Origin of the sequence: Nostoc sp. (genome assembly GCF_036919815.1) — a bacterium.
Lineage (GTDB): Bacteria > Cyanobacteriota > Cyanobacteriia > Cyanobacteriales > Nostocaceae > Nostoc.
This window is the reverse complement of record NZ_JBALCE010000066.1, coordinates 24,577-48,652: the sequence shown is the minus strand read 5'-3', so window position 1 is coordinate 48,652 and position 24,076 is coordinate 24,577. Positions and strand designations below refer to the sequence as shown.

The following is a 24,076-nucleotide window of genomic DNA, read 5'->3' as shown; positions in this document are numbered from 1 at the left end:
ATAACATCGACCTGCAATGGCATAACATCGACCTGCAATGGCATAACATCGACCTGCAATGGCATAACATCGACCTGCAATGGCATAACATCGACTTGCAAAAATTAACTCACCCTTTCTTCTTGTCTATGACAAAGGACTATTGCCAAAAATCAGTGACATCGTATCCCAATTCCGCCAGCATCTGCCGCAGCAAAGGTAAACTCAGTCCAATTACATTGCTGTGACAGCCGGCGATTTTTTCCACAAAGAAACTACCAAAACCCTCAATGGCAAAGGCACCAGCACACTTGAGAGGTTCACCTGTGGCAACATAAGCTTGAATGGCGCGATCGCTCATTTGGGCAAAGTAAACTGTTGTAACTTGAGACTTGACTAAAGTACGGTTTTGCTCTAAATCAATTAAGGCATGACCTGTGTACAAGTCGCCAAAGTTACCTTGCATTATCTGCCATCGGGCGATCGCTTCCGCGATGTCTGCTGGTTTGCCGTAAATTTCACCATTGATGGACAAAACTGAATCACAACCCATAATCAAAGCCGATTCAAACTGCGGGGCTACAGTTTCCGCCTTATACTGGGCAAGAGTTTTGACCAATTCTGCTGGTTCACTTAGTTGAATTTGCGACTCATCAAAGTCACTTGGTTTAACTATCGCTTCAATACCAACAGTTTGCAGCAAGCGGCGACGGGCTGGGGAAGCTGAGGCAAGTACAAAAGGTGGAATTTTCATGAGATTTCCGACAAACTTGGTAATTGGACATTGGGCATGGGGCACTGGGCATTGGTGATTAAGTTTCTTCTCTATCCCACTCCCCATTCCCCACTCCTCACTCCCCAATTAATAAACAGAAAAAGAATTGACAACCTCATCAATCATTCGTTTAACTCTCTGCCAACGTTTTTCAGGAATTGAGGCATTGAGGGTAAAAAGTTTACCACGGCTAACAGCGACACTGGCGATGTTGTGTCGTTGCTGTTGATTGGGGAGTTTAACCTCATACTCTAAAAGGTAATATATTTTACCATTCACTTCTCGTTGTGCGGCATTCACTAATTCAGCTGAACGACCAGAGTCAGGAGGTGCGAGTGCAGCTTTTCCTAATTTATATCCTACTTCTGTTGGGGTTCCCAACTCTAACAAAGTTTTGCCTTCTGGAACTGGGCTAATCACAACCGAAACATTTTCCGACACCTCAATTAAATCGTGGAAAACCACATCTGGTCCATTGGCAACTTTCACTTGCAGCCAGCCGTTAGGATATAAAAACTGATAGCCATCACTACTGTCTACAAAGCTTTTGAGTCCAGCCGCAGCCGCTACAGCAGAATTACTCAGGCTGAAACTCAACACCAATAGCAAAATTAATATAATTCGTTTCCACATTTTTACAGATTCCTTTGGGCTGGAGACAACATCAGGCTTGCATCATTTCTCGTTATTATTCTCCCACCAACCGGGACGCTTCGGATGAGCCATTAGATGTTAACTAGATGTTGACAAATACTCTCTGGTCTATCACCTTACTGATGAAGCGGTGTGAAATTATTGCCCTTGCCTCTTTTTTTATCTATCTTTCTTGGCTGGAAACTCGCTTAGGGTGGACATATACACGGTAGGATTTAGTGACTTTTAGACCTCTTGCATAAATCAAAAATAGAGAACCCCACCCCGTATTTGAGTAAAGCAAACGCTCCCCTCTCTGCTTGCGGGGAGGGGTTGGGGGTGGGGTGTTAGTGACTTTTGCAAGAGGTCTATTTTATAAAAAACAGCAACATCGCTCTGTGGCGATTTAACTATTATCTTATTCGGGCGATAAAACAGGGACAGCCACTAATTGCCTGCGAATATGAAACTCAAATTTACGGTTATATTATGGCAAAAGATTCTACGTTTAATCTATTTAAATACTTTGCTTTTTTTATTATTACTATCTATATGCTATCTGCTTGTCATGCTTGGGCACCAACCGAATTAAAACGCCCTCCTTTGAAAGTGATGTTTGGATCTTTTGTTGGGGAGTGTCCAGGCATCATTGCTCAAGAAAAAGGATTCTTTGAAGCTCAAGGTGTAGATGTGAAACCACTAAATATGGAACGGCTTAAGAAAAGGTCCATCAAATTGGAACAAGCAAATTTCAGTGCGGGTAAGTATGATGGTCTGTCATTATCTTTAGGAAGTTTTATAATTTCAAGTGCCACAAATCCAGATATGCAAGGTGTAGTTGTTATAAATGAATCAACAGGAGCAGATGTAGTAGTCGCCCAATCACAAATTAAAACCGTTGCTGACTTGAAAGGAAAAAAGCTGGGTGCAAATCTAGGCGGATTTAGTGAAGTTTTCGTGAATCAGATGTTAAAAACTGCCAATTTAACCAGTGATGATGTGAACTTGGTTAAATTAGAGGCTTCAGAAATTCCTCAATACCTGAAAAATAATGTTATTCAAGCCGGACACACTTGGCAACCCCATCTTTCTGAAGCTATGAAATTAGGAGGAAATATCCTATTTACCAGCAAACAAACCCCTGGCTTGATTTTAGATATGATTGTCTTTCGCGGTGATATAATCCGCGATCGCCCCGAAGACATTCGTGCATTTGTGCGAGGATGGCTACAAGCCTCGAAATACTGGAAAGCAAATGTTCAAGAAGGAAACGCCATCATCAGCAAAGCGTTAAAAATTCCTAACAATACACTCTCTCTGGAAGGAGTAAACCTGACTGATTTAGGTGAAAATAAAAAATTATTTGAATCTAGCAATCCTAACTCCATCTACAAAACTGCCAATATATATGCAGACTTTTTTATTCGCTCTGGGAATGTGTCGCGCATTCCCGATCTAAAAAGTTTGTTTAATTCTTCCTTCTTAAACCCTGCTCCCTAGTTTAAAGCCATGCAGCACTCTTTTTTGGGCAGCATCCGTACAAAGTTGATCGCTTCGTTTTTTATTGTTGCTTTGATTCCGTTGCTGTTATTAGCATTTATTAACAAACAGACAACTGAAAAAGCACTAACTGAGAACGCTCAACAAACTCTATCTGCGGCGGCTAACCAAACCACTAACAAAATAGATGCTTTTATTGATGGAAATCTCAATGCTGTGTGAGTAGAGGCACTTTTACCAGGTTTGGCAGGCTACCTCAGCCTAACTCCAAAAAAGCGAGATGATAGCCCCGAAATGCAATTGGCGACAGAAACATTAATCCGTCTCAGTCGCAAAGATATGCTCAATATTCTTTCTTATGCTTTGCTCGACTTAAATGGTAAAAATGTATTGAATACAGCAAATACGCTGGAAATTAGCAAAGATGAATCATTTCAAGATTATTTTAAAGAACCACTGCAAAATCAGTTGCCCTTTGCTTCTAGCATGAAGCAATCGCCAATAATTCCTGACCTTGTTACCATCTTTTTTAGCAGTCTGGTTCGCAATGCTAAAAGAGATATATTGGGCGTATTGCGTGTTTCCTACAATGCTACTGTTGTGCAGCAGTTAGTAATTCGACAAACTGAATGGGCTGGGGCAAAATCCTTTGCTATTCTTTTAGATGAAAATAATATTTATCTGGCACATAGTACTGCACCACAACTACTTTTTAAATCAATTGTACCTCTGCCTTTCAATGTTGTAACTCAACTGCAACGAGAAGGGCGTTTGCCTAATTCTGCTGTCAAAGAATTGGCAACTAATGAGTTAAAACTTAAGCAAGCATTGGATAATAAACAGTTGTCTTTAATTGCATCTTTAGAAGGAACAGGTAATCAGGTTAATTTGATTGCGATCGCTCGTTTAAAATATAAACCTTGGTCTGTATTGTTCGCACAGCCCCTTGCTGTTGCCCTAGCACCTGTAGAAAAGCAAATTCGTGACGCAATGTTTCTATTTGCAATTATCGCTTCAGTAGTGACAATCATTGCTTTTGCCATTGGGCAACTACTAACAAAGCCAATAATTTACCTTACAAATATAGTTTTCGAGTTTACCGCAGGTAACTTAGATATCCGCGCCAAAATTAGCTCAAAAGACGAAATAGGTCAACTGGCGAAATCGTTTAACAACATGGCATTTCAGTTACAAACATCTTTTGAAACTTTGGAAAACCGGGTACAAGAGAGAACAGCAGAGTTAGTAATTGCTAAAGAAAAGGGGCGCGATCGCTATTGTACTCATTAAGCCCATACTATCGAGAGATACACTGATACCTAAATCTTTTTTTCTTAGCTAACACCAGTTAGGTAGTTAAGTTTGCTCTTTGCTAAGTTATGTAAATAAATATAACAATCTTATTACAAATAGTCAACTAGACTTGACAAAAAAAGACTTAGACATTTTATAAGAACTACTTATCAGGGATAGTATAAGCTGTCGCGCATTTAATTTGCATAACTAGGGCGGGCAAGATGCCCACCCCACAAGAGATTCATTTTTTTGAGGATGCAAATTAAAAGATTTTTAGCTTAGGATTATTTTTCAAGGTGTGGTGAGTGAAGTAGGGAAAATCAAACGGTTGCTGGCTAAGATAGTGGGATGAAAATGAGAACCCATCTACTTTGGAAAGTAGAAAAACTGAGCGATTAGCTGCATAAATCAAGGTAGTCGGAATCAAGCCAGAGATTTGAAAAGCTAGCTACTAGATCACCAAAGTCTTTACAATTCCCTTGTTGGCTCAAAAAGTATTTCTCGACCTATGACGAATCAAGCTCCTATCCCGGTTATTGTCAACGGTGCTGCTGGTAAAATGGGACGTGAGGTGGTTAAGGCGGTGGCGCAAGCGCCTGACTTAAACCTAGTGGGTGCAATTGACCATACTCCCGAACATGAAGGTAAAGACGCTGGAGAATTGGCGGGTTTAAGCGAACCCCTAGAAGTGCCAATTACCAATCAATTAGAACCGATGTTGGGGTATGTGGCTGGCGATAGAAAGTCTCCTCCAGGGGTGATTGTAGACTTTACGCATCCTGATTCAGTTTATGAGAATATTCGTAGTGCGATCGCCTACGGTATTCGTCCTGTAGTCGGCACCACCGGGTTAAGTCCCGAAAAAATTCAAGAGTTGGCAGACTTTGCCGACAAAGCTAGCACTGGTTGTCTGATTATTCCTAACTTCTCCATTGGCATGGTACTGTTGCAACAAGCCGCGATCGCAGCCTCGCAATATTTTGACCATGTGGAAATTATCGAACTGCATCACAACCAAAAAGCTGATGCTCCCAGTGGTACTGCCATTCAAACAGCGCAGTTATTAGGAGAATTGGGTAAAACTTTTAACGCCGCTATTGTAGAAGAAACGGAGAAATTACCAGGAGCCAGGGGCAGTATAGCAGATGAAGGGATTAGAATTCATAGCATTCGCTTGCCAGGATTGATTGCCCATCAGGAAGTTATTTTTGGCGCAGCAGGACAGATTTATACTTTACGACATGATACGAGCGATCGCGCCTGCTATATGCCAGGAGTGCTACTAGCAATTCGCAAAGTCTTAGCGCTAAAGTCGTTAGTATATGGATTAGAAAAGATACTTTAAACACATTATTGAGCATTCATCACTCAGCACTCATGTTAGTACCACTGACTCGCCAGAAATTTGAACAAGTAGTCCCCCTAATTGCCACTGGTTTGCAGTACAAGTACTACTGGGGGAAGTTCTCAAATTTTTTGCAACGGCTGTTAATTTCTGTAGTTGCCATAGTTGCTATTTTGCTTGTAACATTCGTTTTCAAACTTGAGTTTGCTTCAATAGTATTTGTGTTTGGGGTAGTTAGCGCTTTTTTTTGGCTGTGGTATCCAGTGTTTCAAGCAAGTATGCGGAATTTGCAATGCCGCCGTTATAAGTACGGCGGCTTTTTCCGTGGTCGAGTCCTAGATTGGTGGATTACAGACCAGTTGATGGGTAAAACCGAAACAGTCAACAACAAAGGCGAATTGGTAATTATAGAAAACCGGGAAAAACAGATTAACTTAGAGGTGGGTGACGACACAGGATTTAGCATTGAGTTTGTAGCACCATTACGTTCTGCCCACAAAGTTATTACTCGCGGTCAAATTGCCGAGATGGTAGTGATGTCAAATCGCGCAGATTTGAGCAGTATTGAAGAATTCAGTGATATATATTTTCCCAATCGTAACCTGTGGGTCAGCGATTATCCTTATCTGCGGCGGGATTTCTTTAACGAAATCGGTCGCCGCTTGCGTGAAGACCAACAACAAAAACCCCGTCGGCGGCGTCGGAGAGTAGAGGATTGAAGAAGTGAAGCAGGCAGGAGGGTTTTCAACAAAAAATTCTTTTATCCTTTCTCCCTCAACCAAAAGAGTTAGTATCACGGAAATTGCAATGCGCTTATACTTAAACCCTTCATTATCACAAGACTAGGCTCCTTTATAGGCACTTTTCAAGAAAAATATCAGGATCTTCAGGAATTTTGAATACTTTTTTGGATACAGAATACAATAGAGCCGACTTTCCTAGCTCCCTCCATTTCTATCTTGTCCATAGGCTTGCCATGCCAAGTCTACCAATCCATCAACGATCGCAGCTGCTACAACTGCATTACCTTTGCGACTGTCAATTGTAATGTGAGGCACTAGAGAATCTCGTAAGCGCTCCTTAGCTTCATCAACATTTACAAATCCCACTGGAGTCGCAATTATCAAAGCAGGTCTAATTTCCTCAGCTTCAATTAAATCCACCAGTACTGTTAGTGCTGTTTGGGCTTGGCCTACCACAAAAATGCCCTCTGGATAACGCTTTGCTAAAGTTTCTATTCCCCATGCTGCGCGAGTTTTTTCTTTTTGAGGGCGTGTCACAGCTTCCATACTGCAATACACCGGATTAGCAAAGGTGTTTTGAATCTCGTAGGCAATACCTACTTGTACCATTGGCACATCTACCACAATCGTAGTACGCGCGGCTAGTGCTGCTGCTCCAGCTTGCAAGGCACGCTCAGAGAAACGAATTAAAGACTTATACTCAAAGTCAGCTGTAGAGTAGATTACCCGACGCACAATCTCATACTCTGCGGGTGAAAAAGCATGATTGTCAATTTCACTATCAATGATTGCTAAACTTTGAGCATCAGTTACGTGCCATTCCATTTTTGTTGAGCTTCTCAAATATTAGCTTTCAGCTTATCAGCTTCAGAGAGTTAGCAGTTAGGAGTTACCAAAAATCTCGGTTTAAAACCCCGTCATTAAGGACGGCTTTACTTTTCTGATTTTTTAGATTACCAGTGAAGGAAGAATCCCCACACCAATAGGTGCGGGGAGTTGTCAAAAGTTTTTAATTAACTCATAACTCCTAACTCAGCGAGAAGTTTGAGAGGCGGCTTGGGCAACTCAAATCTTCGATACTCATAACTCATTACTAGAAGAGGGCCGACTGAAAACAGGAGATAGGTAGGCAACCAAGACGCCGATGAGAAACCCAGAGATATTACGAACTAGAGGTACCCAGTCGCTTGTACGTGTCACTACTGGCCCAATGCCAAAGGCAATAAACAAGATTCCCCATAAAGGTGAGAAAATTAAAGCCCATTGCCAAGCGAAAACTTGTCCTTTATCGCGGGGTTGAGCTGCAAATCCACAAATCACCCCACCAATAATTGAGCTAATCAAGGTGAGAATCCATTGCTCTCGTGGCAATCCGGGGACAACATTGCAACCACCCTTGAGTAAACAGCCTTTAACCGATTCTAAGGCTTGCAGAATGGCTTGGTCTTCGCCTTGTTCGCGGACAAAAAACAAATTACCGAAGCGGGTTTGCAATTCTATCCAGAACGTCCGGGGTAAAAGTTCATAAACAGCATCGCCGACGCTAAAACTGAGGATGTTACCGCCACGAGAATCGGCAACTAGTAGAATGCTTTTGTCATCCAAACCCCAATATTTGATGACTGCCCGGCCTGGGGTGCGGTCATACTGGGTTAATACTCGCAGTTTCCAGCCCGTATCGACTTCAAACTGCTCTAATTCTTTGACAAGCTTTTCTTCTTGCAGCACAGGAAGAGATTTTGCTAAGTCTACAACTGGGGTAAAGGTGGCAGGGAGTAAGTCAGGATTGTCATAAGCCAGTGCTGGGGGAGAATGCATCACCCAAATTGACCCAGCCAGAAAAAATACTGCAATGGATACCAGAATTCGTCGCCAAAAACAAGATTGCATGGACGTTTTTATACAAATATCAACGGTAGAAGTAAACAAGTTGTTTTAAAAGAGTACTAGAAAAGTGATAGTTCTTTACACTTGTTTACTTTACTCTAATCTAAGGGATCAACGCAAAGCCTTTTTAGGAGTGGGGAGTGGGCTTGCCGTGAGCGTAGCCGAATGGGAGTGGGTAATATAGATAAAGTCTATTTTGTCAATGAGTTAAAATACTCAAAATATCCTTAATAAAAATGATAATCGTGGCTGGGGAGATCGGTAGGAGGCTAATGGCGCTTACCTCCTATCATTATCGTCAAAGTTTTTAACAACTCAAAATTGACTAATATAAGTCATAGCGGAGTTCCCCATACAATAAAAGGGGAATGATTAAAGGTGAAAGATGACTAACAAAGAATTATTAATCCAAGAAATAGAAACTTTACCGCCGGAGTTGCTAACAGAAGCACTCAATTTGATACGTTCTATTAAGGTTAACTATACAAAAAAGGAGTTGGAACCAGGTAAGCTTGAGCCTATCCTTTTAAGCGATTCTACAGAAACTTTTAGTGAGCAAGAGCAACTTACATACCGTCCTGCTTCTGGACGCTCTATCCTTCGACACGCTGGCACTTGGGAAGGTGACGACTTTGAAGAATGCCTTCAAGCAGTATATGCTACCCGTGGTCAAGCTAAATTTGATCACGAAAACCTATTTGAATAATGTATTTACTCGATACAAATCATTGTAGTGCCATTATTTTAGGCGAACCAAATGTTATTCGTCGCGTGAATGAAGTTGGAGAAAATAACATTGCCACTTGCGTAATTGTCCAGGGTGAGCTGACATTCATGATGGAAAAATCCCAACGCAAGGAAAATAATCTGGTTCGCTTGACAGAATTTTTAGAAGATATTCGTATCTACCATATAACAGAAGAAACAGCAACAATTTACGGTCAAATTAAGGCAGCTTTATTCAATCAATTTGCACCCAAAGATAAAAACAAGTGGCGAAAAAGTAAAATTGTTGATTTGGGTTTTGATGAAAATGACATTTGGATAGCTGCTATTGCACTGCAAAATAATTTAACTGTCGTTTCCAGTGATAGTGACTTTTTGCGAATTCAACAGGTGAGAACCTTTTCGCTGGAATCTTGGGTTTGATTTGCAGTATAAAGCTATAGCGGCATAATTAACTTTACAGTACCCATCGTTTAACTATAGTTAAAATACAGCTATCTCCAATTAAAATATATGGTGCAAAGGCTGTGTTCTCGTTCCAGTCATTAACAAGAGAGTAGAAAGTAATTTCATAATTAGATTTCGGGAATAATCTTTTTATTATTGTCTCAAAGAAAACTTCAAAATCAAGCTGATTCCTAAACCAAGAATTTATCAAATTTTCAAATTTATCTTGACTAAAACATTCCGATCGACGGTAAATGGCTAATTCATCCCAATAATACGTATCCAGTATATTTCCCACCTCTGGATATAAATACTTGCCAAAATCACACAAATTGACAACATCGCGGGTGCGAATGTAACCTTTATCAAAACTGCGATATCCGCTAGGTTTTGCAAATACTTTAAAATCACCTATTGAACTGTCCCAAGATTTATCTTGGCTATTAACGGTATCTACAAATTTGCGAACAACTTTGTATGTAGTTGGTTCTTGACAGAAATTTGGGAACAAGCACATTTCTCCTAAAAAGACAGCTTCATTAAAATATGCTTCACCCGTTTTCCCAAATTGGTCAATACAATGCCAAAGTTTATCCATAAACAAAAATCACTTTTTTAAGCTGCTAATAATAGCACGTTTTGACACCGCATAAGGAAGATAAGCAATGTCCCAGGCCATTTTTTTGGTCAATCTTCGTCATCGAAATTGCTTTCCCAGTTAGCAGCGTCGTTGTAACCGTCATTAGCGCGGTATACTTCTGTTTTTATTCGGTGATTTTCTTGCCTCAGCACTTCTCGTTCTCGCAACGTGAGTGGTGGTTTTTCATTAGTTGGGGTGCGATCGCTAGTTCGCCTTGTGGGTTTTTGGCGCGTGAAGTTTCTCCAAGCGGCTTTTGCGCCAACAAAGACGCTGCGTGTACCGACTTGCAGATTTTGAGCCTGAATTCTTGCACTATCAAGGCTTTGATCAACTTGTTTGGCGACTTGACTGGCACTTTTTACACCTTCACCGACATCATCAGTTAAGTTAGCGATTTCCAAACCAGTCACGCGGATAGCTTCTAGAGTGGGCGGTAACTCCCGCGAGAGTGTATCAAATAGCTTTTCTGCACTGCGAGCCGCGCGTGCTAACTCCTGCAAAGCCGGTATTGCCGCCACTAAAACCGCAGTTAAGCTTGTGGCGACAAAGAGTAAGGAAAATCCCAACCAAAACAGGGGATCAATCACGGTTATGTCATTTATAAGCGTTCTAATTGCTGGGGAAGAGAATCTGAGTCTTCAACAGATGTTTGCCGGTTTAAGACTTGGCTTTCTCGCTGACTGGCATCTACACCTGCTGCGATCGCTTCCCGTAATCTATCTAAAGTATCATCCCAGTTTCGTAGTGCGATCGCAGAGAGGCGATCTGCTTGGATTTGCACACTCGTTGATAAATCTTCTGCCAATTCTGGGATAGCATTGGCAGATTTTTTCAAAATTTTACGCGTTTCGCGCCCTGTGCGTGGAGCCACGAGCAAACCAGTCAAAGCACCGATGGTAGCTCCTAGCATAAAACCGCCAATAAATACTCCAGAACGGTTATTAGACATCTTCTTGTTTCTCTCCTTACACCCATTTTAGGTGGGTTTTCTCTCCTTGTAAGACTCCACCGATTTTATTCAGTTAATCTCTCGTGACAAAATATCAGCCATAAATGTTGCTTTTATTCAGTGAACTACCCACACCGACTTGGAGCTTGCCTTGTACAGTGTCGGCTTCTGTAATCACCGGAGAGTGCCCAAACTTAGACTTTCGCCCAAGTTTAGGACTTACTTCCCCTCCTACAGCAGAGACGGCTGAACCTTCCGCCTTTATGATTCTGATACCTTCTGCTCTAATATTTATCGCTGCGTTTCCATCCCTGTCATGATGAATGCCACAGTGAGGACAAGTCCATTCACGGATATCCAACGACAACTCACTGTATGAAGAGAAACAATTAGAGCAGAGCTTAGAACTGGGGAACCACCTATCAATCTCAATCAATTTTCCACCACTGCGTTCTAGCTTGTAGGCTAAGAAGTTGGTGAAAGTTCCCCAACCAACATCAGATATTGACTTTGCCAATTTATGATTGCGTACCATGCCTTTGACATGAAGATTCTCTACTATGACAGCTTGGCTATCGCTGACCAACTTATGACTAAGTTTATGTAGAAAATCTTGTCGTGAGTTAGTAACTCGTTCGTACACCTTGGCAACAACTTTTCTATATTTGTACCTGGAATTACTGCCCTTGTGTTTACGTGCTAACTTTTTCTGCTTACGTTTAAGGTTTTTTTCATGCTTTGCAAGGTGTTTAGGGTTATCGTATTTAGACACTTTTTCGCCGTCAGTGACGACTGCAAAGTGTTTCAACCCTAAATCAATGCCATAGATTTTACCTTCTGATTTTACGAGATTTTCACCCTCAACCTCGGTCAGAATAGATGCAAAATATTTACCTGATGGTGTTTTGCTTACAGTAACAGTCTTGATTTTCCCCTCAATCGGTCTATGTATTTTGGCTTTGACTATGCCGACATTACCAGGGAGTTTGACATTACCATCTACAATTTTAACGTATTGAGGGTACTGAATTGACTGTTTCCCAAGCTTAGATTTGAACTTAGGAAACCCGGCACGGTTTCCAAAAAAGTTCTTATAAGCTGTTGTTAGATTCAGTGTCGTAGCCTGCAAAACTTGACTATAACAATCAGCTAACCACAGCGTATCTTCAGCTTTTTTGAGCGCAGGGAGAAATGCGTTAAGTGCCACACGGCTAAGTCCAAAGCCTGTTTTCTTATAAGTCTCGATAGATTTATTTAGCGCATAATTCCACCACCAACGCGCACAACCAAAAGCCTGTGCTAATTGTTGTACTTGTTCTCCTGTGGGGTATAAACGGACTAAAACAGCCTTGTGTAGCACTTAAGATCACTTACGCAGTATATATGTATTATAGCACAAATATATATTCTGATAAGCTACTAAAAAAAATAATTGGTAATTCGCGGTCACTGAGCTTGCCCTGAGCCTGCGTCGTACCCTTCTCTACGAGAGGCTGCGCCAACGGGAAGCAAGCTACGCCCAGCGTCTCGTAGAGAAGGGTCGAAGTGTCATACATCTAGAGCCTTATATCCCGCCACAGACATGAGTACAGTTTCACTGGCGGAATATAAGGCGAATTAGCTAAATATCAAGACCATTAATTACTTATAATTCAAAACTCCCCGGATATCCCAAAGTTCTTATGCCTTTGGTAAGCCTTCTGGCGGGCTTCTAAGTCCCAAATCAGCCCTTAGACAACTCTATTGTGTCACCACGTCCCGGTGTCCTCGCATCAGCCCTAATATATAAATGTTTATGTGAACCTAACATATAGCGTTTCCTAATAAGAATGAGGTATAGCTTAACCTCACCCCGATAGAGATGTGCTTGATCTCCGCTCTCCAAACTCACACAGAGCAGTTGGGGGTGAGGTTTTGATATATATTTCATGCACCTGGGAACCCCTATAACTCATTTTGCAAAAGTTCTTTTCCCGGATGTTAACTCTAGCCTCCGAAAATAACGTTGCCAGATTTGCCGTCCTAGCAAAAGTAGACTGATAATTTGCCGCACTTGTTGGATTTGCATTTGTAACGCTTGATTTTTCTGCCGTAAGTTGTAAATATTATCCTGGCTGAGATAAATATTTTCGGGTGCTTTATTCAGTGCTGCATGGGTACAACTTTCATAGGCGGTTAACCTATCTGCTATGTATGCTAGCTGCTGCTTGAGTTGCCACACTCGCCAAGCCACATAGAGTAGTATCAGCGAAATCAGGGTGTTAACGAGCATAACTAAAATTACCATTGTTTATCTTCACCAATATCAGCTTTGAGGAATTGTTCTATATACTTGACTTGGCTCTTATTTAATGATGAAGAAACTAAAGGATAAAAATTAGGGCACAAAGTACAGCCGGGATTATGGCAATAAAGAGCAGTTTGATGATCCTCTGAGCGCTATTGAAAGACTTTAGTAGGTGAAAATTAGTGTAACAAAGGTTGATGGCTAAAAAATCGCCAATTCGCCAATTTTGTTACAACCATCTGCCCACACCTCGCAAAACCACAGCTACAATTGCCTTAGATTCACGACTCGGTTTGCTCCCATCAACCCGTATGCTCAATAAGCCTCAGCATTACTACGTTCCACTCCTTAACCTGATAATCCTAGTCAATTTGCGACCTTTGTGGTATGTAAGGACAATGACATAGCCCCTTCAACAGACGATGAGAGAACTACACTACACTCCTTACCGGAGGCTCGCCAGCATCGCCTTTATTATTGTGCTTCTACCTCTACCAGTTTTCTAGTCTGTCGCGTGAAGTTAACTAACATTTTGCCTGCAAAAACCTCACCAGTGAGTAGTTCACCAAGCAAAAATTGCTGGATGTCGGCTAGGGAAAGTGGGAAACGAGAGAGTTTATTAATTCCTCTTCCCTTAACTTTTACAATTTTTCCACATGAAAGCTTACCCCTGGTATTTCACTAATCCGTTACTGATAATGATTATTTTTTCAATACATCCAGTAGGAGTTGATGATGTCAAAAAAATTACCATCAACTAATTCCTTCCGAGCTATTCTTGTTGCCTTGACGATTGGATTTGTTGGGTGTGGAAATCAAGCTGCAAGAACCACATTCACCCAGACTACCACTCAGGGAAATGAGAATCTTCCCCAAGTCGTAGCGACTACAAGCGTACTGTGTGACTTAACCAGACAGGTTGCGGGGAATACAGTTAACCTTACCTGCTTAATTTCCCCTACAGCCGACCCCCAATTTTATAAACCAAAACCGGAAGATCGTAAAGCGATTGAGAAAGCTAATCTTATTCTTTATACGGGTTACAATTTTGAACCAAATCTGATCAAATTAATTAAAGCGACTAAAAACACTGCACCGAAAATAGCCGTTGGTCAATTGGCAGTGCCTAAGCCACTAAAATTTCAGGCAGGCGCTAAAAATGTAACTGATCCTCATCTTTGGCACAATACTAAAAATGCGATCAGAATGGTGAAGGTAATTAATAGTAACCTGAGAAAATTAGAATCTAGTGATGCCGAGGCTTATACCAGCAATACCAAAAAAATCATAAATGAACTGACTCAACTAGATAGCTGGATTAAGTCAAGAATTGTCAGTATTCCTGCCAAAGAACGCAAGTTAGTTACAACCTCTGATGCACTGAGTTATTACGCTAAAGCATACGGTCTTCCATTAGCAGGGGGATTGCAAGGTATTAATACTGACAAAAACCTGACGGCTACACGAGTGAAAAGTTTGGTGACAAATATTAAACAGGCTAAAGTCTCAACAATTTTTACTGAGGCGGCAATTAAGCCTAATTTGCTTCAATCTGTAGCAAGAGTTGCTAATGTAAAAATTTCTGACAGGAAGTTGTATGCTGAAGGACTTGGTGAACCAGGAAGCGAGGCGGACACTTATCAGAAAATGATGATTGCCAATACACGCACAATTGTAGAAGGATTAGGAGGAACGTATTTAATGTTTGAAGCGAAAGCTGCTAAGGAATAAGAATTAAATAAGATACAATTTATGTCCCTGGCTTACCTCACCCTCAATCACTCTCCTGATAAAGGAGAGGGAAGCTAGAGACAGGATGAAGTTTTGCATTTTATTTAATCCACGTTCGTTAGTAGTTATAACCTCAATTGAGTAATCTGATATAGCGTTTCCAAGAATGAGCTTAAGCTCACCCGGATAAACTTGTGCTTTCTCTCCCCTCTCCGAACTCACAGAGAGGGGTTGGGGGTGAGGTTTTGAATTTATCAGCCTCTTTGTTACTTCTCCTGTCAGAGATGGGGAAATAGATCAAAGAAAATGTCAAGGCTATTTCTCGAATCTGATATCAATAACCGTTGCATTGAAGTTGTAGTTAAAGCCTTCTAACTCAAATGGCATACCAATTTTCACTTTACTGCTACCTAGAACTAGTCCATTTTCAGTACGTTTGGCTTTACCTTCTAAAGTTAAAATCATATCTGTACTAAAATTGTTGAGCTTGGGATCTGGTAATTCTTTAACGGTGCCATCAGGTTGGGAAACATTGACTGTTCTAGGTAGCTGTTGAATAGATTTAATCGCAATCTGTCCATAGGGTTGATTGCGGATAATTACATCAGTTTTCCCGCCTTTTTTTAAGCCATTGTTAAATAATTGCTCAGGATCACGTACATTCAAACCACGAACTACTAAGTCTACTTCTATGGGTACTATTTTCTCACCGACTTGGGCAAGACCGAAAGTAGACAAGATGGTAGACAACATCACAAATATAACTAGCAGAGTTACCAGCGCAGCACCTAAATCTAGGAGATTGATTTTGCCGAACAAACGACCTTTTGAATCTAAAATAGCCATAAAAATTTTTCCGAGGTAATAGCGAAGTAATTGATTGTAGCAAAAAGGTTTTCGATGGGAATAGCAATTTTCCCTATTTGGTAATAACTCAAAGTGGCTGGGCGTTGCGGTTATGCGACAGTTTATCACGAGTTCGTAAGTTTGGAGGGGGGGCAGATGACTCTCAAACTTTTGGCTGTTAAGACTGACGCACCCAGAAGGTAAAATCTAGTGCTTAAGCCGATCGCTACAGGGAATCCCTAGCCCGCAAAAATTCGGTAGATTTGCGTAAACATTGGTTGTATAACAATCCCTTTGGTCTGGAGTTGAGAATGCAACTTAGAATGCTCTAAAAACGTCTCATAATTTGTCTCATCATTTTATGTTCTCCCAAAATTATCTTCAGTGCAGATTATGTTGAATTGGAAAGGTTTTGTTGCAAATTACCGTATATGGCGGCGTCGCTGGTTTTATCCTTTAATTTCGGTGGTAGTCGCCCTGAGTCTGTGTCTGAGTACACCCTTGCCTGGAAGAACTTTAGACTTCTTGCCTCTTCTACTTCAAGGATTTCAGGCATTTCAGCTTTCTAATATATCCCCTAACCAAGAAGTTGATCTTGGTAAGCAGATTAATCAGGAATTAGTCAGCAGTCAAGTCCGGCTTAACCGCAATCCCGAAGTTAATCGCTATGTGCAACAAGTTGGTCGGCGTTTAGCAGCTAATAGTGATCGCCCCGATCTCCCCTATACCTTCCAAGTAGTTCAAGATGACACTATTAATGCTTTTGCTACCTTGGGCGGCTATGTATATGTCCACACGGGTTTGCTGAAAACCGCAGACAATGAAGCGCAACTAGCAAGTGTACTCGCCCATGAAATTGGTCACATTGGCGGGAAACACGTAGTCAAACAGATGCAGCAAAAAGCGCTCGAAAGTGGCCTATTAACAGCTGCTGGCTTAGATCGCAGTACGGCGGTGCAAATTGGTGTACAGTTAGCGCGAGACTTGCCACGCAGTCGTAAAAATGAATTTGAGGCTGATCAAAGAGGATTAAGAACTTTGACACGTACTGGTTATGCTCAGTCTGCAATGGTTTCCTTTATGCAAAAGCTGCTGAAAAAGGGTGGTTCTGCTCCGACATTTTTGAGTACGCACCCCGGAACCAGCGATCGCATTCATGCCCTCAGACTTGCAATTGACTCTCAACCTAGTAATGGAAATTATGGCTTGGATAATGCTAGTTATAAAGCTAATATTCGACCATTAGCCAGGTCTTGAACGTATTGGGCATTGCTTATTCCCCTCGTCTCCCCACTCCCTTTCATCTCAAATATTGCTCAATTCTTATAGCGGCGATCAACTTTGATTTTGGCTGGATCAACTCTGATCACTACATCTTTTAAGGGCAGGACACGGAGATAATTCTTAAAAATGTTAACTTGATAAACTAAGTTATTCGTGACATCCAGTCCAGTTAACCACCCACTCTTAGGATGATAAGCACCAGTATCTATGTCTAGCCATCCCTGTCCTTGTGCCAATTTACCAGGAGAAACACCCGGCAGAGTAAAGGTAATGGTGTGACCGATAATAATTTGCTTATCTGGGAAGTAGGGTTTTTCAATACTATGAAATTCCTCTCGTATCCAACAAAGTTCATCGGCAGTTTGTTCTGTCACTGACTTGGAAGGGTCAACACCAGCATGAGCTAACCAAATATCCCCCAAGTCGAGATATGTAGGCAAATTCTTGAACCAATCCAGATGGTCTTCAGGGATTGTGGACTGGTGGTAACTGGCTACGGTAGCTTGTCCTCCACTATACAGCCATGCTTGCATCGTTGGGGAGGAGGTTCTTTCATTGGTCAGAATGTTTAATAACATCTGCTCATGATTTCCTAGCAAGCATGGGTAGTTATTTCGCTTGACAAAATTAACTACTTGTGCACTATGAGGTCCGCGATCAATTAAGTCTCCCAGAAAATAGACTTGATCCTCTGAGGTGGGGGCGATCGCCTCCACCAATGTCATTAAACCTTCATAGTAACCATGCACATCCCCAATTACAATTCGTCTGGGGCTAATTTCGCTCATTTTCTCTTAGCTTCAATAGTTTTGGCTAATACTTCTGCTACAGTTTAAGCTTTCTGGTTTCCGCAATGAAAGGTAAAAATACTGAACAAGTTTTATTTTAATTTAATTATTCTCCCTGAAATAAAATTATTTAATGATGGCAATGGGATAGAATGTATAATTTTGAGCGGTAAAAGAGAAAATCAGCAAATTTAATTCACGTTGTTAGCTGCCTAGTCTAAGTACAGCTTTGCGTAAAATCGTGGCGAATTGAGGGTTGAAATTTAAACGCATAGGCGCGACGCGATCAGTAGGCGATCGCCAAGACACAGAGGACATAGAGAGAAGAAATAAATGCTTAACTGAACTGTATTCCATTTCGCAGGTGTTCCGGCGTAGCCCGCACTTCTCTACGAGACGCTGCGCGTAGCTTGCTTCCACTAAGTGGTACGACTTGGCTCAGTGACCACGGCAGGCATCGGAAGTGCTGTATTTTTGAAAATGATCTAAATGCTGCATTTTAGAAGTATGACAGCATCATCACTAGATATTAGGGTAGGATATTGACCACTGCGGCATAAGGCTTGGTTTGGATAATTTCAAGCTTCCAGTCTGAAGAATAATCAGGCAACTCATAGCCAACACTCTTAATATGAGTTAACATCAACTCATCCCGTTGATGCCAAACTGCAAATATTCTCTCTCTGCCATCATAAAGCGTTTCTAGGTCGATTTGATAAACCTCATTTACCCGCTTTAGTTTCAAGCCCAACAAATTTAACAGTCGGCTGAGTATTCTTATTGCCGAAACCTGCTCTTTCTGTCCGACTAAGTTAATACCAAGCGCTCTTTTAATATGCTTACTATGTTGAAAAACAACATTTTTCAGCAATATCAAATCTGGATTACTCTCGGTAAAGTCTCGTTCTGCTTCCAGAAACTGAAGCATTCCCAAAGCTCTCATCGCCTCAACTTTCAGCGTGTAAGTTTTTAAATCTGGTAGAAAAACTTTTCCTTCACCCCAAGACAATTGCTGATGCCATTCTTGCTGGTCTCTGACGTGAAAATACTCGCTTTCATGAGTTAAATAATAATGAATTAAAAGTTGACAATAATATCCGTGGTCATCCTGCAATTTCAGCCAAGGAGTAACTTCTACACCATACCTTTGTCTGAGAACATATTTATTGATTTGGTTGCGTTCTCTATCAGTCTGGGAATGCTTCACTAATAGCTGCTCATATTCTACATAATCGATATCTTGAGCATTAGCGACAGCATTTGCTAGCGATAGTTGATTTTGCTGTTTAATATCTTTAATTTTGCGTTTAATTTCTTTAGCTTTTTGACGGCTTTGCGCCCAATCTTTTTGAAATTTGACAATTTCTAAAATTAATCTTCTGCGGGTAGCTAAATCATCAGCGTCAGTTGCCAAAAAAGCCAGGCGTAAATCTCGAATAATATTATTGTGGACAGCATTACTTCGTATCTGAATTTGATGACCATCAGCAATCAAACCATCTTGCATCGATTGACGGTAGAGGCGGATAGAAGCATTTACCCGTGCAGATAACTTAGCCCAAGTTCGCAAATGAATCGGGTCATGAACTAAAGGTAAATCCACATCTATTTTATGTAGTGGACTCAGCAAAGCTAAGTTTTCTTTTTGATTTTCTTGATACCAATCAGATAGCAAGCGATAATTTGTACTACCACTACCAATTAAGCCAATACCTCGTTTAGCGCACCAGACAACACGCGGAACATCATCCCGCACTCTCGCTAATGCTTGTCTTGCTTCCGAGTCAGGAATTACCCCTTGAAAAATACCATAAACTCGGTCGAAATGTTGGACATCAATACTAATTCCTGTACCAAGACTAGGGGTAACAAAAACGCCGTCATATTCAGAGATTTTTTGATTGATAGCGGCAATAAAATCAACCGCTTCGTGGCCAGGTGTGTTTGTAGTGTGGCTACTAACTACCAAGGTTTTGGGAAATTGCCGTCGTAATTTTTGTAAGCGTTCTTTGAGATAACGTTCAATTGTTTCACAACTATAACGCCCAGCGCGACTATCGGTAGTAACATAACATTTACGTCCAGCAAGTAAATCCAATTCCAGTTGGTGAATTAGCGGTGTTGGGTTTGGCGAATCATAAAAAGTTACATCCCAACCTTGCTGAGGTTTCCACTGGTTGATAACTACCCAAGGTGTTAATTTAATTCCTGCCAATCCCTGTAAATATTCAAGTGACACATCTGATAAATCAGCATCTTGAGCAATTACTAACCCCCCAGTTGTTAAAACTGTGGAGATTAATTGCTGGAATAATTTTAATATTTTTACACGTTTATGTTTACAAGTATTACTGTTTAATAGATGCCATAAAGATTGCTCTACTTCATCCAAAATTACTATTGCCCCGCGCCAATTTTCCGGGTTAAGTTTCCAAATCGAATCAACACACAAGCCGAGGGACTGCTGAGGAAAGAGAGAGCGGAGGATGGGAGGAGCCGGGGTAAGTGTTTTATCAATCCTTTTCTCCCCATCTTCTTTATGTGTTCCCCATTGAATACCAATTTTTTCACACAAAAATCGTCCTAGTAAAATTCTGTGAGTAATTAACAAAACGGGTTGATTTCTGCTTTTTGCTTGCTGAACAACGGTTTGGAGGGCTGTTGTTTTACCCGTTCCTTTTGCTGATTTGACTCCTACTAATCCAGACGTGGGGAAAGGTATTTCATTTATATAAGGGCGATTCAAGGTGAGTGCAGCAGGAATGCTTAACTCGGTGTGGGGTTTGGTTTGAGCAAGATAAATTTCTAAATCAACACTTTGACGATAAACTTTATCGAAACTACTTGCACCTTTAGCAACGATAAACTCATCAACTCCTTTTTCTACTCCTGGAAGTTCAATGACTTTAACAGTGCAATTTTTTTGCTGGAATAAACAACCAAGCTGGGAAATAGCATTATTTACAGCAGCAATTGTTTTAGCTTGAGTTTCAAAATCAAAGCAAATATAAAAGCTACGCTTTGTAATCGTAAACGCTGCTAAGTCGGGAATTAGCTGACGACGGGTAACTTTACCAGAATCGTTTTTGACAACTCGATAACCACTGGTAATTCCGGGAATGGCAATAGCTACATATCCTTGCGTCAACAGTGTGGCTGCTTTCTTCACACCCTCGCAGATAACCAGGGGAATATTCTGTTGCATCACCCATTGCCAAAAGCCTTCAGCTTCACCATCAGCAGTAATGGTGATATTGTCAGGCATGACCAGATTGTAACGTTCAGCGACTTGCTGCCACACTTGCAGCGTTACCCGCAAACAAAACACCCGTGTTGGAGTGCTGGGGGGATGCTCGTATTTGATGGACTTACCATTATGATTCTGTCGGGGTTGGCTTGGCTTAAAGCATCCCCATTCCATCATTTGCCAATTATTCAAAGGGTCTAGTCCCGAACACCACCAACCACCTTCAGTGATATGAGCATAACGCTGCAACCATAGACTTTTCACCATTCCGGCATTGGTGCGGGGGAGTAGCTCAGAAATCAATAAGTACTCATAAGCTGTTACGCCTTGGAGTGACCTAAAATTGAGTTGCACTAAGTGTAAGTCTATACCACTGCTCTTGACTAATTCTTCAAGGTGTTGGGGGTGTAAATAGTGCAGATGCATAGGGAAAGACGCTAAGGGAAAGTCAATGAGATTAAAACATTAACACGCATCTGCTTTTTTTCTATACGAGATATTGCGAGGCTTTAATGATGCTTTTTTTACTTCGTTACGGGAGACACATCGGTTAAGACTCTAGTGGGTTATTTTGCCTATTAGATGTCCGAAGTAATAATTTTGTATTGTGATATTTGTTTGCAATTAATTTTTATTTATCAGTAAATTTATTGGTTAAGGAATGCGATCGCTAACAGAACATAATAGCTAGACTAGTTGGAGAATTGTGTCTTAGCTAAAATCCGTATTGATAAGTGCCTCAAAGTTCTAAGTATTTAGTATACAACTATGAAAGAACCTACGGACGCAAAAAAACAGAAATATCACTTGATTGGCGACTATCTAGCCCAACTACCTTCCGATAGACTACTATCTCAAGCAAAAACAGACGAGCAACGAATCGAGTGGTTGAGATTAAGGCTTAACTATGGATTACTATCAGTATTTTGGAAAGAAAGTCATTCTATCCGACATAATCCATTTGACATTATTGCTGATAATAAGCAAATTAACGCTCATACTTGTGAACACTACCGACGATGGATGAACTATCTGATGGGTTTATGGGAATTGGTACAGGTTGCTGAACCCCAATTTAGAGAAAAATGTCTAAAAGCAAACTTACCTTTTAAGTATCCTTTCCAATCTCCTTTGGAAATGTTATTAGCATTTTTGGAAGAAGAAGCAGAAGATGAGTTTTTACCTTGTCTACAAAATCATTATCAAAAATCACTTCCAAAAATCAAGGAAATGATTAACTCAGGCAAAAAATCTCATCTAGTAGAGAATAAAAATGGAACGACAAAGTTAGTTCTTGAGGAGCAACGTAATTCAATAGAAGTTAAGAACTATAAATCATTAGAAAAGAAGCATTTTGTTAAAGAAAGACGTTGGTACTTTCTTTTTATTACTTTTTGTCGGATAGAGGCAAGGTCAAATCGACGGATTAAAGAAAATTTTGATACCTTTATGACGGCATTTTACGACTTTCAGAACCATATAGCTACTTCAATTCGTAAGAGAGAATCAGCTACCTGGCAAAAAAGCTACTCTTATGCTTGGAAAAAAGGTATAAAGGTCTCTGCTGGCAAGGGTGGTGCTTATTCTGCTTAACAATTCTTCACATCTTTGACACACTTGATAGACCCACTAGCAACAGGCTTTAGTCTGAAAACTATAAATTTAGTGGGTTTTGAACCTATGAATAAAAAGAATGGAATTGGTTTTTTCCAGCCTTCACCCTCTTTTCTCCAAAAATGGGAATACGACTTTTACGCTCAAAAGATAGTGGAGAAGGTAGAAAAACAGCAGGAGATGCTTGTTTCTTCCAATCTAAGTGATCCTCCAACACCAGTCCCACCAGCAGTTTCAATTCCCATATTGATGTATGGAGGAATTGCAGTAGCTGTCATTATTTCAATGAGTTACTTTTCCCAAATCCAATTAAAGTTGATTACTAAACTAATCAAAACACTAAACAAAAAGACTAGGTAGTTCGCTAGCTCTACTCACATCATAATTCAGCAGTCAACTTCCAAGGCTGACTGCTGATATTGTTAACCCGCTAAATTAAGCCCCGACAGCCTCTTTTGCAGGGTACAACACCTCAGCATTGATTTCTTTGAAACCGCGATCGCAGACAACTTTATTGGTGCTTCAATAGATTTATATTCTGTTAACTGAAATTCTTACTGCACGTAAAACTTCTAATTCACATTTTACAAATAGTTGCAATTGTTTCCACGCAAGACAAACACTATTCTTTATTTGTTATGCGTGCATATAATGGAATTATGAACATCCGTAACTAGTGAATAAAATGGCTAAAACATTAACAATACAGTTGTCAGATGACTTAGAAAGTAAATTAACTGCACAGGCAGAAAAACTGAATCTATCTTTAGAAGATTTAATTCTGCAATCATTATCTCAATCAACTAAACAAGAAAATATCTCCGAATTCGATCCAATTTCACCTTTACTAGGTACATTGAAATTTGATAATTCTGATGTAGGAGAAAACCACGATCAATATCTCCAGCAAACTTTGCAGCAGGAGTTGAAGATTGGCGAATAAAGTCTTTATAGATACATCGGGGTGGGCTAATTTATTTATTGCAACTGAGTCCTATCACGAACAAGCAAAGCAGTGGTTTCAATATAGCCGTCAGCAAGGTCAAGCAATGGTAACAACTAATTATGTTGTTATTGAATTGGTGGCTTTGCTGAATAGCCCTTTACGCGTACTTCGTCCGCAGTTATTTAAATACGTAGAAACTGTCAGAACGGCTCCTTATATCAACTTAATTTATATTGAAAAAACAATAGATTCAGCAGCTTGGGAGCTACTCAAAACTAGAGAAGATAAAGCTTGGTCTTTGGTGAATAGCACTTCTTTTATAGTCATGGAACAGCTTGGCATTCAAGAGGCATTAACTACAGATCACCACTTTGAACAAGCTGGCTTTATTCGTCTGCTGAAGTCAGAATAAG

Annotated in this window: 25 protein-coding genes; 13 read left to right on the top strand and 12 right to left on the bottom strand. The window is 40.6% G+C overall.

The window, feature by feature from the left end; translation table 11 throughout:
- Positions 1 to 139: 139 nt before the first annotated feature.
- Both V7K15_RS16275 and psbP read right to left on the bottom strand, forming a co-directional pair.
- A complete protein-coding gene (locus V7K15_RS16275) occupies positions 140 to 733 on the bottom strand; it encodes a Maf family protein (protein WP_334906658.1) in 594 nt (197 codons plus the stop codon).
- Positions 734 to 841: 108 nt separating this feature from the next.
- The gene (psbP, locus tag V7K15_RS16270; protein ID WP_334906652.1) at positions 842 to 1,387 is read right to left on the bottom strand and encodes a photosystem II reaction center PsbP; all 546 of its coding nucleotides are present in this window, start codon (positions 1,385 to 1,387) and stop codon (positions 842 to 844) included.
- A 489-nt stretch (positions 1,388 to 1,876) separates the two neighbouring features.
- Between psbP and V7K15_RS16265 the strand changes: the two genes are divergently transcribed.
- The 5 genes from V7K15_RS16265 (at position 1,877) to V7K15_RS16245 (ending at position 6,247) form a co-directional block, all read left to right on the top strand.
- Entirely contained in the window at positions 1,877 to 2,887 is a 1,011-nt protein-coding gene (locus V7K15_RS16265; protein ID WP_334906650.1) for an ABC transporter substrate-binding protein, read from the top strand.
- A 9-nt stretch (positions 2,888 to 2,896) separates the two neighbouring features.
- A complete protein-coding gene (locus V7K15_RS16260) occupies positions 2,897 to 3,109 on the top strand; it encodes a hypothetical protein (RefSeq protein WP_334906648.1) in 213 nt (70 codons plus the stop codon).
- 72 nt (positions 3,110 to 3,181) lie between these two features.
- The gene (locus V7K15_RS16255; RefSeq protein WP_334906646.1) at positions 3,182 to 4,177 is read left to right on the top strand and encodes a HAMP domain-containing protein; all 996 of its coding nucleotides are present in this window, start codon (positions 3,182 to 3,184) and stop codon (positions 4,175 to 4,177) included.
- A gap of 514 nt (positions 4,178 to 4,691) precedes the next feature.
- Positions 4,692 to 5,528, top strand: a complete 837-nt coding sequence (gene dapB, locus V7K15_RS16250) for a 4-hydroxy-tetrahydrodipicolinate reductase (protein ID WP_334906644.1) — start codon at positions 4,692 to 4,694, stop codon at positions 5,526 to 5,528.
- 32 nt (positions 5,529 to 5,560) lie between these two features.
- Complete coding sequence (locus V7K15_RS16245) at positions 5,561 to 6,247, top strand: phosphate ABC transporter permease (protein WP_334906642.1); 687 nt, start codon at positions 5,561 to 5,563, stop codon at positions 6,245 to 6,247.
- Between the two features lie 219 nt (positions 6,248 to 6,466).
- On the opposite strand, the gene V7K15_RS16240 is transcribed toward V7K15_RS16245, so the two are convergent.
- Positions 6,467 to 7,096, bottom strand: a complete 630-nt coding sequence (locus tag V7K15_RS16240) for a precorrin-8X methylmutase (RefSeq protein WP_334906641.1) — start codon at positions 7,094 to 7,096, stop codon at positions 6,467 to 6,469.
- A 255-nt stretch (positions 7,097 to 7,351) separates the two neighbouring features.
- Entirely contained in the window at positions 7,352 to 8,161 is an 810-nt protein-coding gene (locus tag V7K15_RS16235; protein ID WP_334906639.1) for a TPM domain-containing protein, read from the bottom strand.
- Between the two features lie 382 nt (positions 8,162 to 8,543).
- Here V7K15_RS16235 and V7K15_RS16230 point away from each other — a divergent pair, with 382 nt between their 5' ends.
- Together V7K15_RS16230 and V7K15_RS16225 are read left to right on the top strand one after the other, a co-directional pair.
- Positions 8,544 to 8,864 carry a DUF2281 domain-containing protein gene (locus V7K15_RS16230; RefSeq protein ID WP_334906637.1) on the top strand — a complete coding sequence of 107 codons (321 nt, stop codon included), beginning with the start codon at positions 8,544 to 8,546 and terminating at the stop codon, positions 8,862 to 8,864.
- Positions 8,864 to 9,307, top strand: coding sequence for a type II toxin-antitoxin system VapC family toxin (locus tag V7K15_RS16225; protein WP_334906635.1), 444 nt, complete (start codon positions 8,864 to 8,866; stop codon positions 9,305 to 9,307). The genes V7K15_RS16230 and V7K15_RS16225 overlap by 1 nt, the downstream gene beginning before the upstream one ends.
- 34 nt (positions 9,308 to 9,341) lie before the next feature.
- Here V7K15_RS16225 and V7K15_RS16220 read toward each other — a convergent pair whose 3' ends face one another.
- The 5 genes from V7K15_RS16220 to V7K15_RS16200 form a co-directional block, all read right to left on the bottom strand.
- The gene (locus V7K15_RS16220; protein ID WP_334906633.1) at positions 9,342 to 9,929 is read right to left on the bottom strand and encodes a hypothetical protein; all 588 of its coding nucleotides are present in this window, start codon (positions 9,927 to 9,929) and stop codon (positions 9,342 to 9,344) included.
- 89 nt (positions 9,930 to 10,018) lie between these two features.
- Positions 10,019 to 10,558, bottom strand: coding sequence for a DUF948 domain-containing protein (locus tag V7K15_RS16215; RefSeq protein WP_334906631.1), 540 nt, complete (start codon positions 10,556 to 10,558; stop codon positions 10,019 to 10,021).
- 11 nt (positions 10,559 to 10,569) lie between these two features.
- The gene (locus tag V7K15_RS16210; RefSeq protein ID WP_334906629.1) at positions 10,570 to 10,920 is read right to left on the bottom strand and encodes a YtxH domain-containing protein; all 351 of its coding nucleotides are present in this window, start codon (positions 10,918 to 10,920) and stop codon (positions 10,570 to 10,572) included.
- A gap of 94 nt (positions 10,921 to 11,014) precedes the next feature.
- Positions 11,015 to 12,280, bottom strand: a complete 1,266-nt coding sequence (locus tag V7K15_RS16205; protein ID WP_334906627.1) for an RNA-guided endonuclease InsQ/TnpB family protein — start codon at positions 12,278 to 12,280, stop codon at positions 11,015 to 11,017.
- A gap of 591 nt (positions 12,281 to 12,871) precedes the next feature.
- Positions 12,872 to 13,207 (bottom strand): hypothetical protein, encoded by a 336-nt coding sequence (locus V7K15_RS16200; protein ID WP_334906625.1) that lies wholly within the window; start codon positions 13,205 to 13,207, stop codon positions 12,872 to 12,874.
- Between the two features lie 735 nt (positions 13,208 to 13,942).
- Here V7K15_RS16200 and V7K15_RS16195 point away from each other — a divergent pair.
- On the top strand, positions 13,943 to 14,938 hold the full coding sequence (locus tag V7K15_RS16195) for a metal ABC transporter solute-binding protein, Zn/Mn family (protein ID WP_334906656.1): 996 nt from the start codon (positions 13,943 to 13,945) through the stop codon (positions 14,936 to 14,938).
- A gap of 315 nt (positions 14,939 to 15,253) precedes the next feature.
- On the opposite strand, the gene V7K15_RS16190 is transcribed toward V7K15_RS16195, so the two are convergent.
- Positions 15,254 to 15,784, bottom strand: a complete 531-nt coding sequence (locus tag V7K15_RS16190; protein ID WP_334906623.1) for a DUF4330 domain-containing protein — start codon at positions 15,782 to 15,784, stop codon at positions 15,254 to 15,256.
- A gap of 393 nt (positions 15,785 to 16,177) precedes the next feature.
- On the opposite strand from V7K15_RS16190, the gene V7K15_RS16185 reads away from it, so the two are divergent.
- On the top strand, positions 16,178 to 17,041 hold the full coding sequence (locus V7K15_RS16185) for a M48 family metallopeptidase (RefSeq protein WP_334906621.1): 864 nt from the start codon (positions 16,178 to 16,180) through the stop codon (positions 17,039 to 17,041).
- Positions 17,042 to 17,100: 59 nt separating this feature from the next.
- Here V7K15_RS16185 and V7K15_RS16180 read toward each other — a convergent pair whose 3' ends face one another.
- On the bottom strand, positions 17,101 to 17,856 hold the full coding sequence (locus V7K15_RS16180) for a metallophosphoesterase family protein (protein ID WP_334906619.1): 756 nt from the start codon (positions 17,854 to 17,856) through the stop codon (positions 17,101 to 17,103).
- A gap of 529 nt (positions 17,857 to 18,385) precedes the next feature.
- Complete coding sequence (locus tag V7K15_RS16175) at positions 18,386 to 21,529, bottom strand: plasmid replication protein, CyRepA1 family (RefSeq protein WP_334906617.1); 3,144 nt, start codon at positions 21,527 to 21,529, stop codon at positions 18,386 to 18,388.
- 342 nt (positions 21,530 to 21,871) lie between these two features.
- Between V7K15_RS16175 and V7K15_RS16170 the strand changes: the two genes are divergently transcribed.
- From V7K15_RS16170 to V7K15_RS16155, 4 genes are all read left to right on the top strand, one after another.
- On the top strand, positions 21,872 to 22,696 hold the full coding sequence (locus tag V7K15_RS16170; protein WP_334906615.1) for a hypothetical protein: 825 nt from the start codon (positions 21,872 to 21,874) through the stop codon (positions 22,694 to 22,696).
- Between the two features lie 72 nt (positions 22,697 to 22,768).
- A complete protein-coding gene (locus V7K15_RS16165) occupies positions 22,769 to 23,077 on the top strand; it encodes a hypothetical protein (RefSeq protein WP_334906613.1) in 309 nt (102 codons plus the stop codon).
- A 325-nt stretch (positions 23,078 to 23,402) separates the two neighbouring features.
- Positions 23,403 to 23,660: a hypothetical protein gene (locus V7K15_RS16160; RefSeq protein ID WP_334906611.1), complete on the top strand. Its 258-nt coding sequence runs from the start codon at positions 23,403 to 23,405 to the stop codon at positions 23,658 to 23,660.
- Positions 23,650 to 24,075, top strand: a complete 426-nt coding sequence (locus V7K15_RS16155; RefSeq protein WP_334906609.1) for a type II toxin-antitoxin system VapC family toxin — start codon at positions 23,650 to 23,652, stop codon at positions 24,073 to 24,075. Before V7K15_RS16160 ends, V7K15_RS16155 begins: the two co-directional genes overlap by 11 nt.
- The last annotated feature ends 1 nt before the right edge of the window (position 24,076 follow it).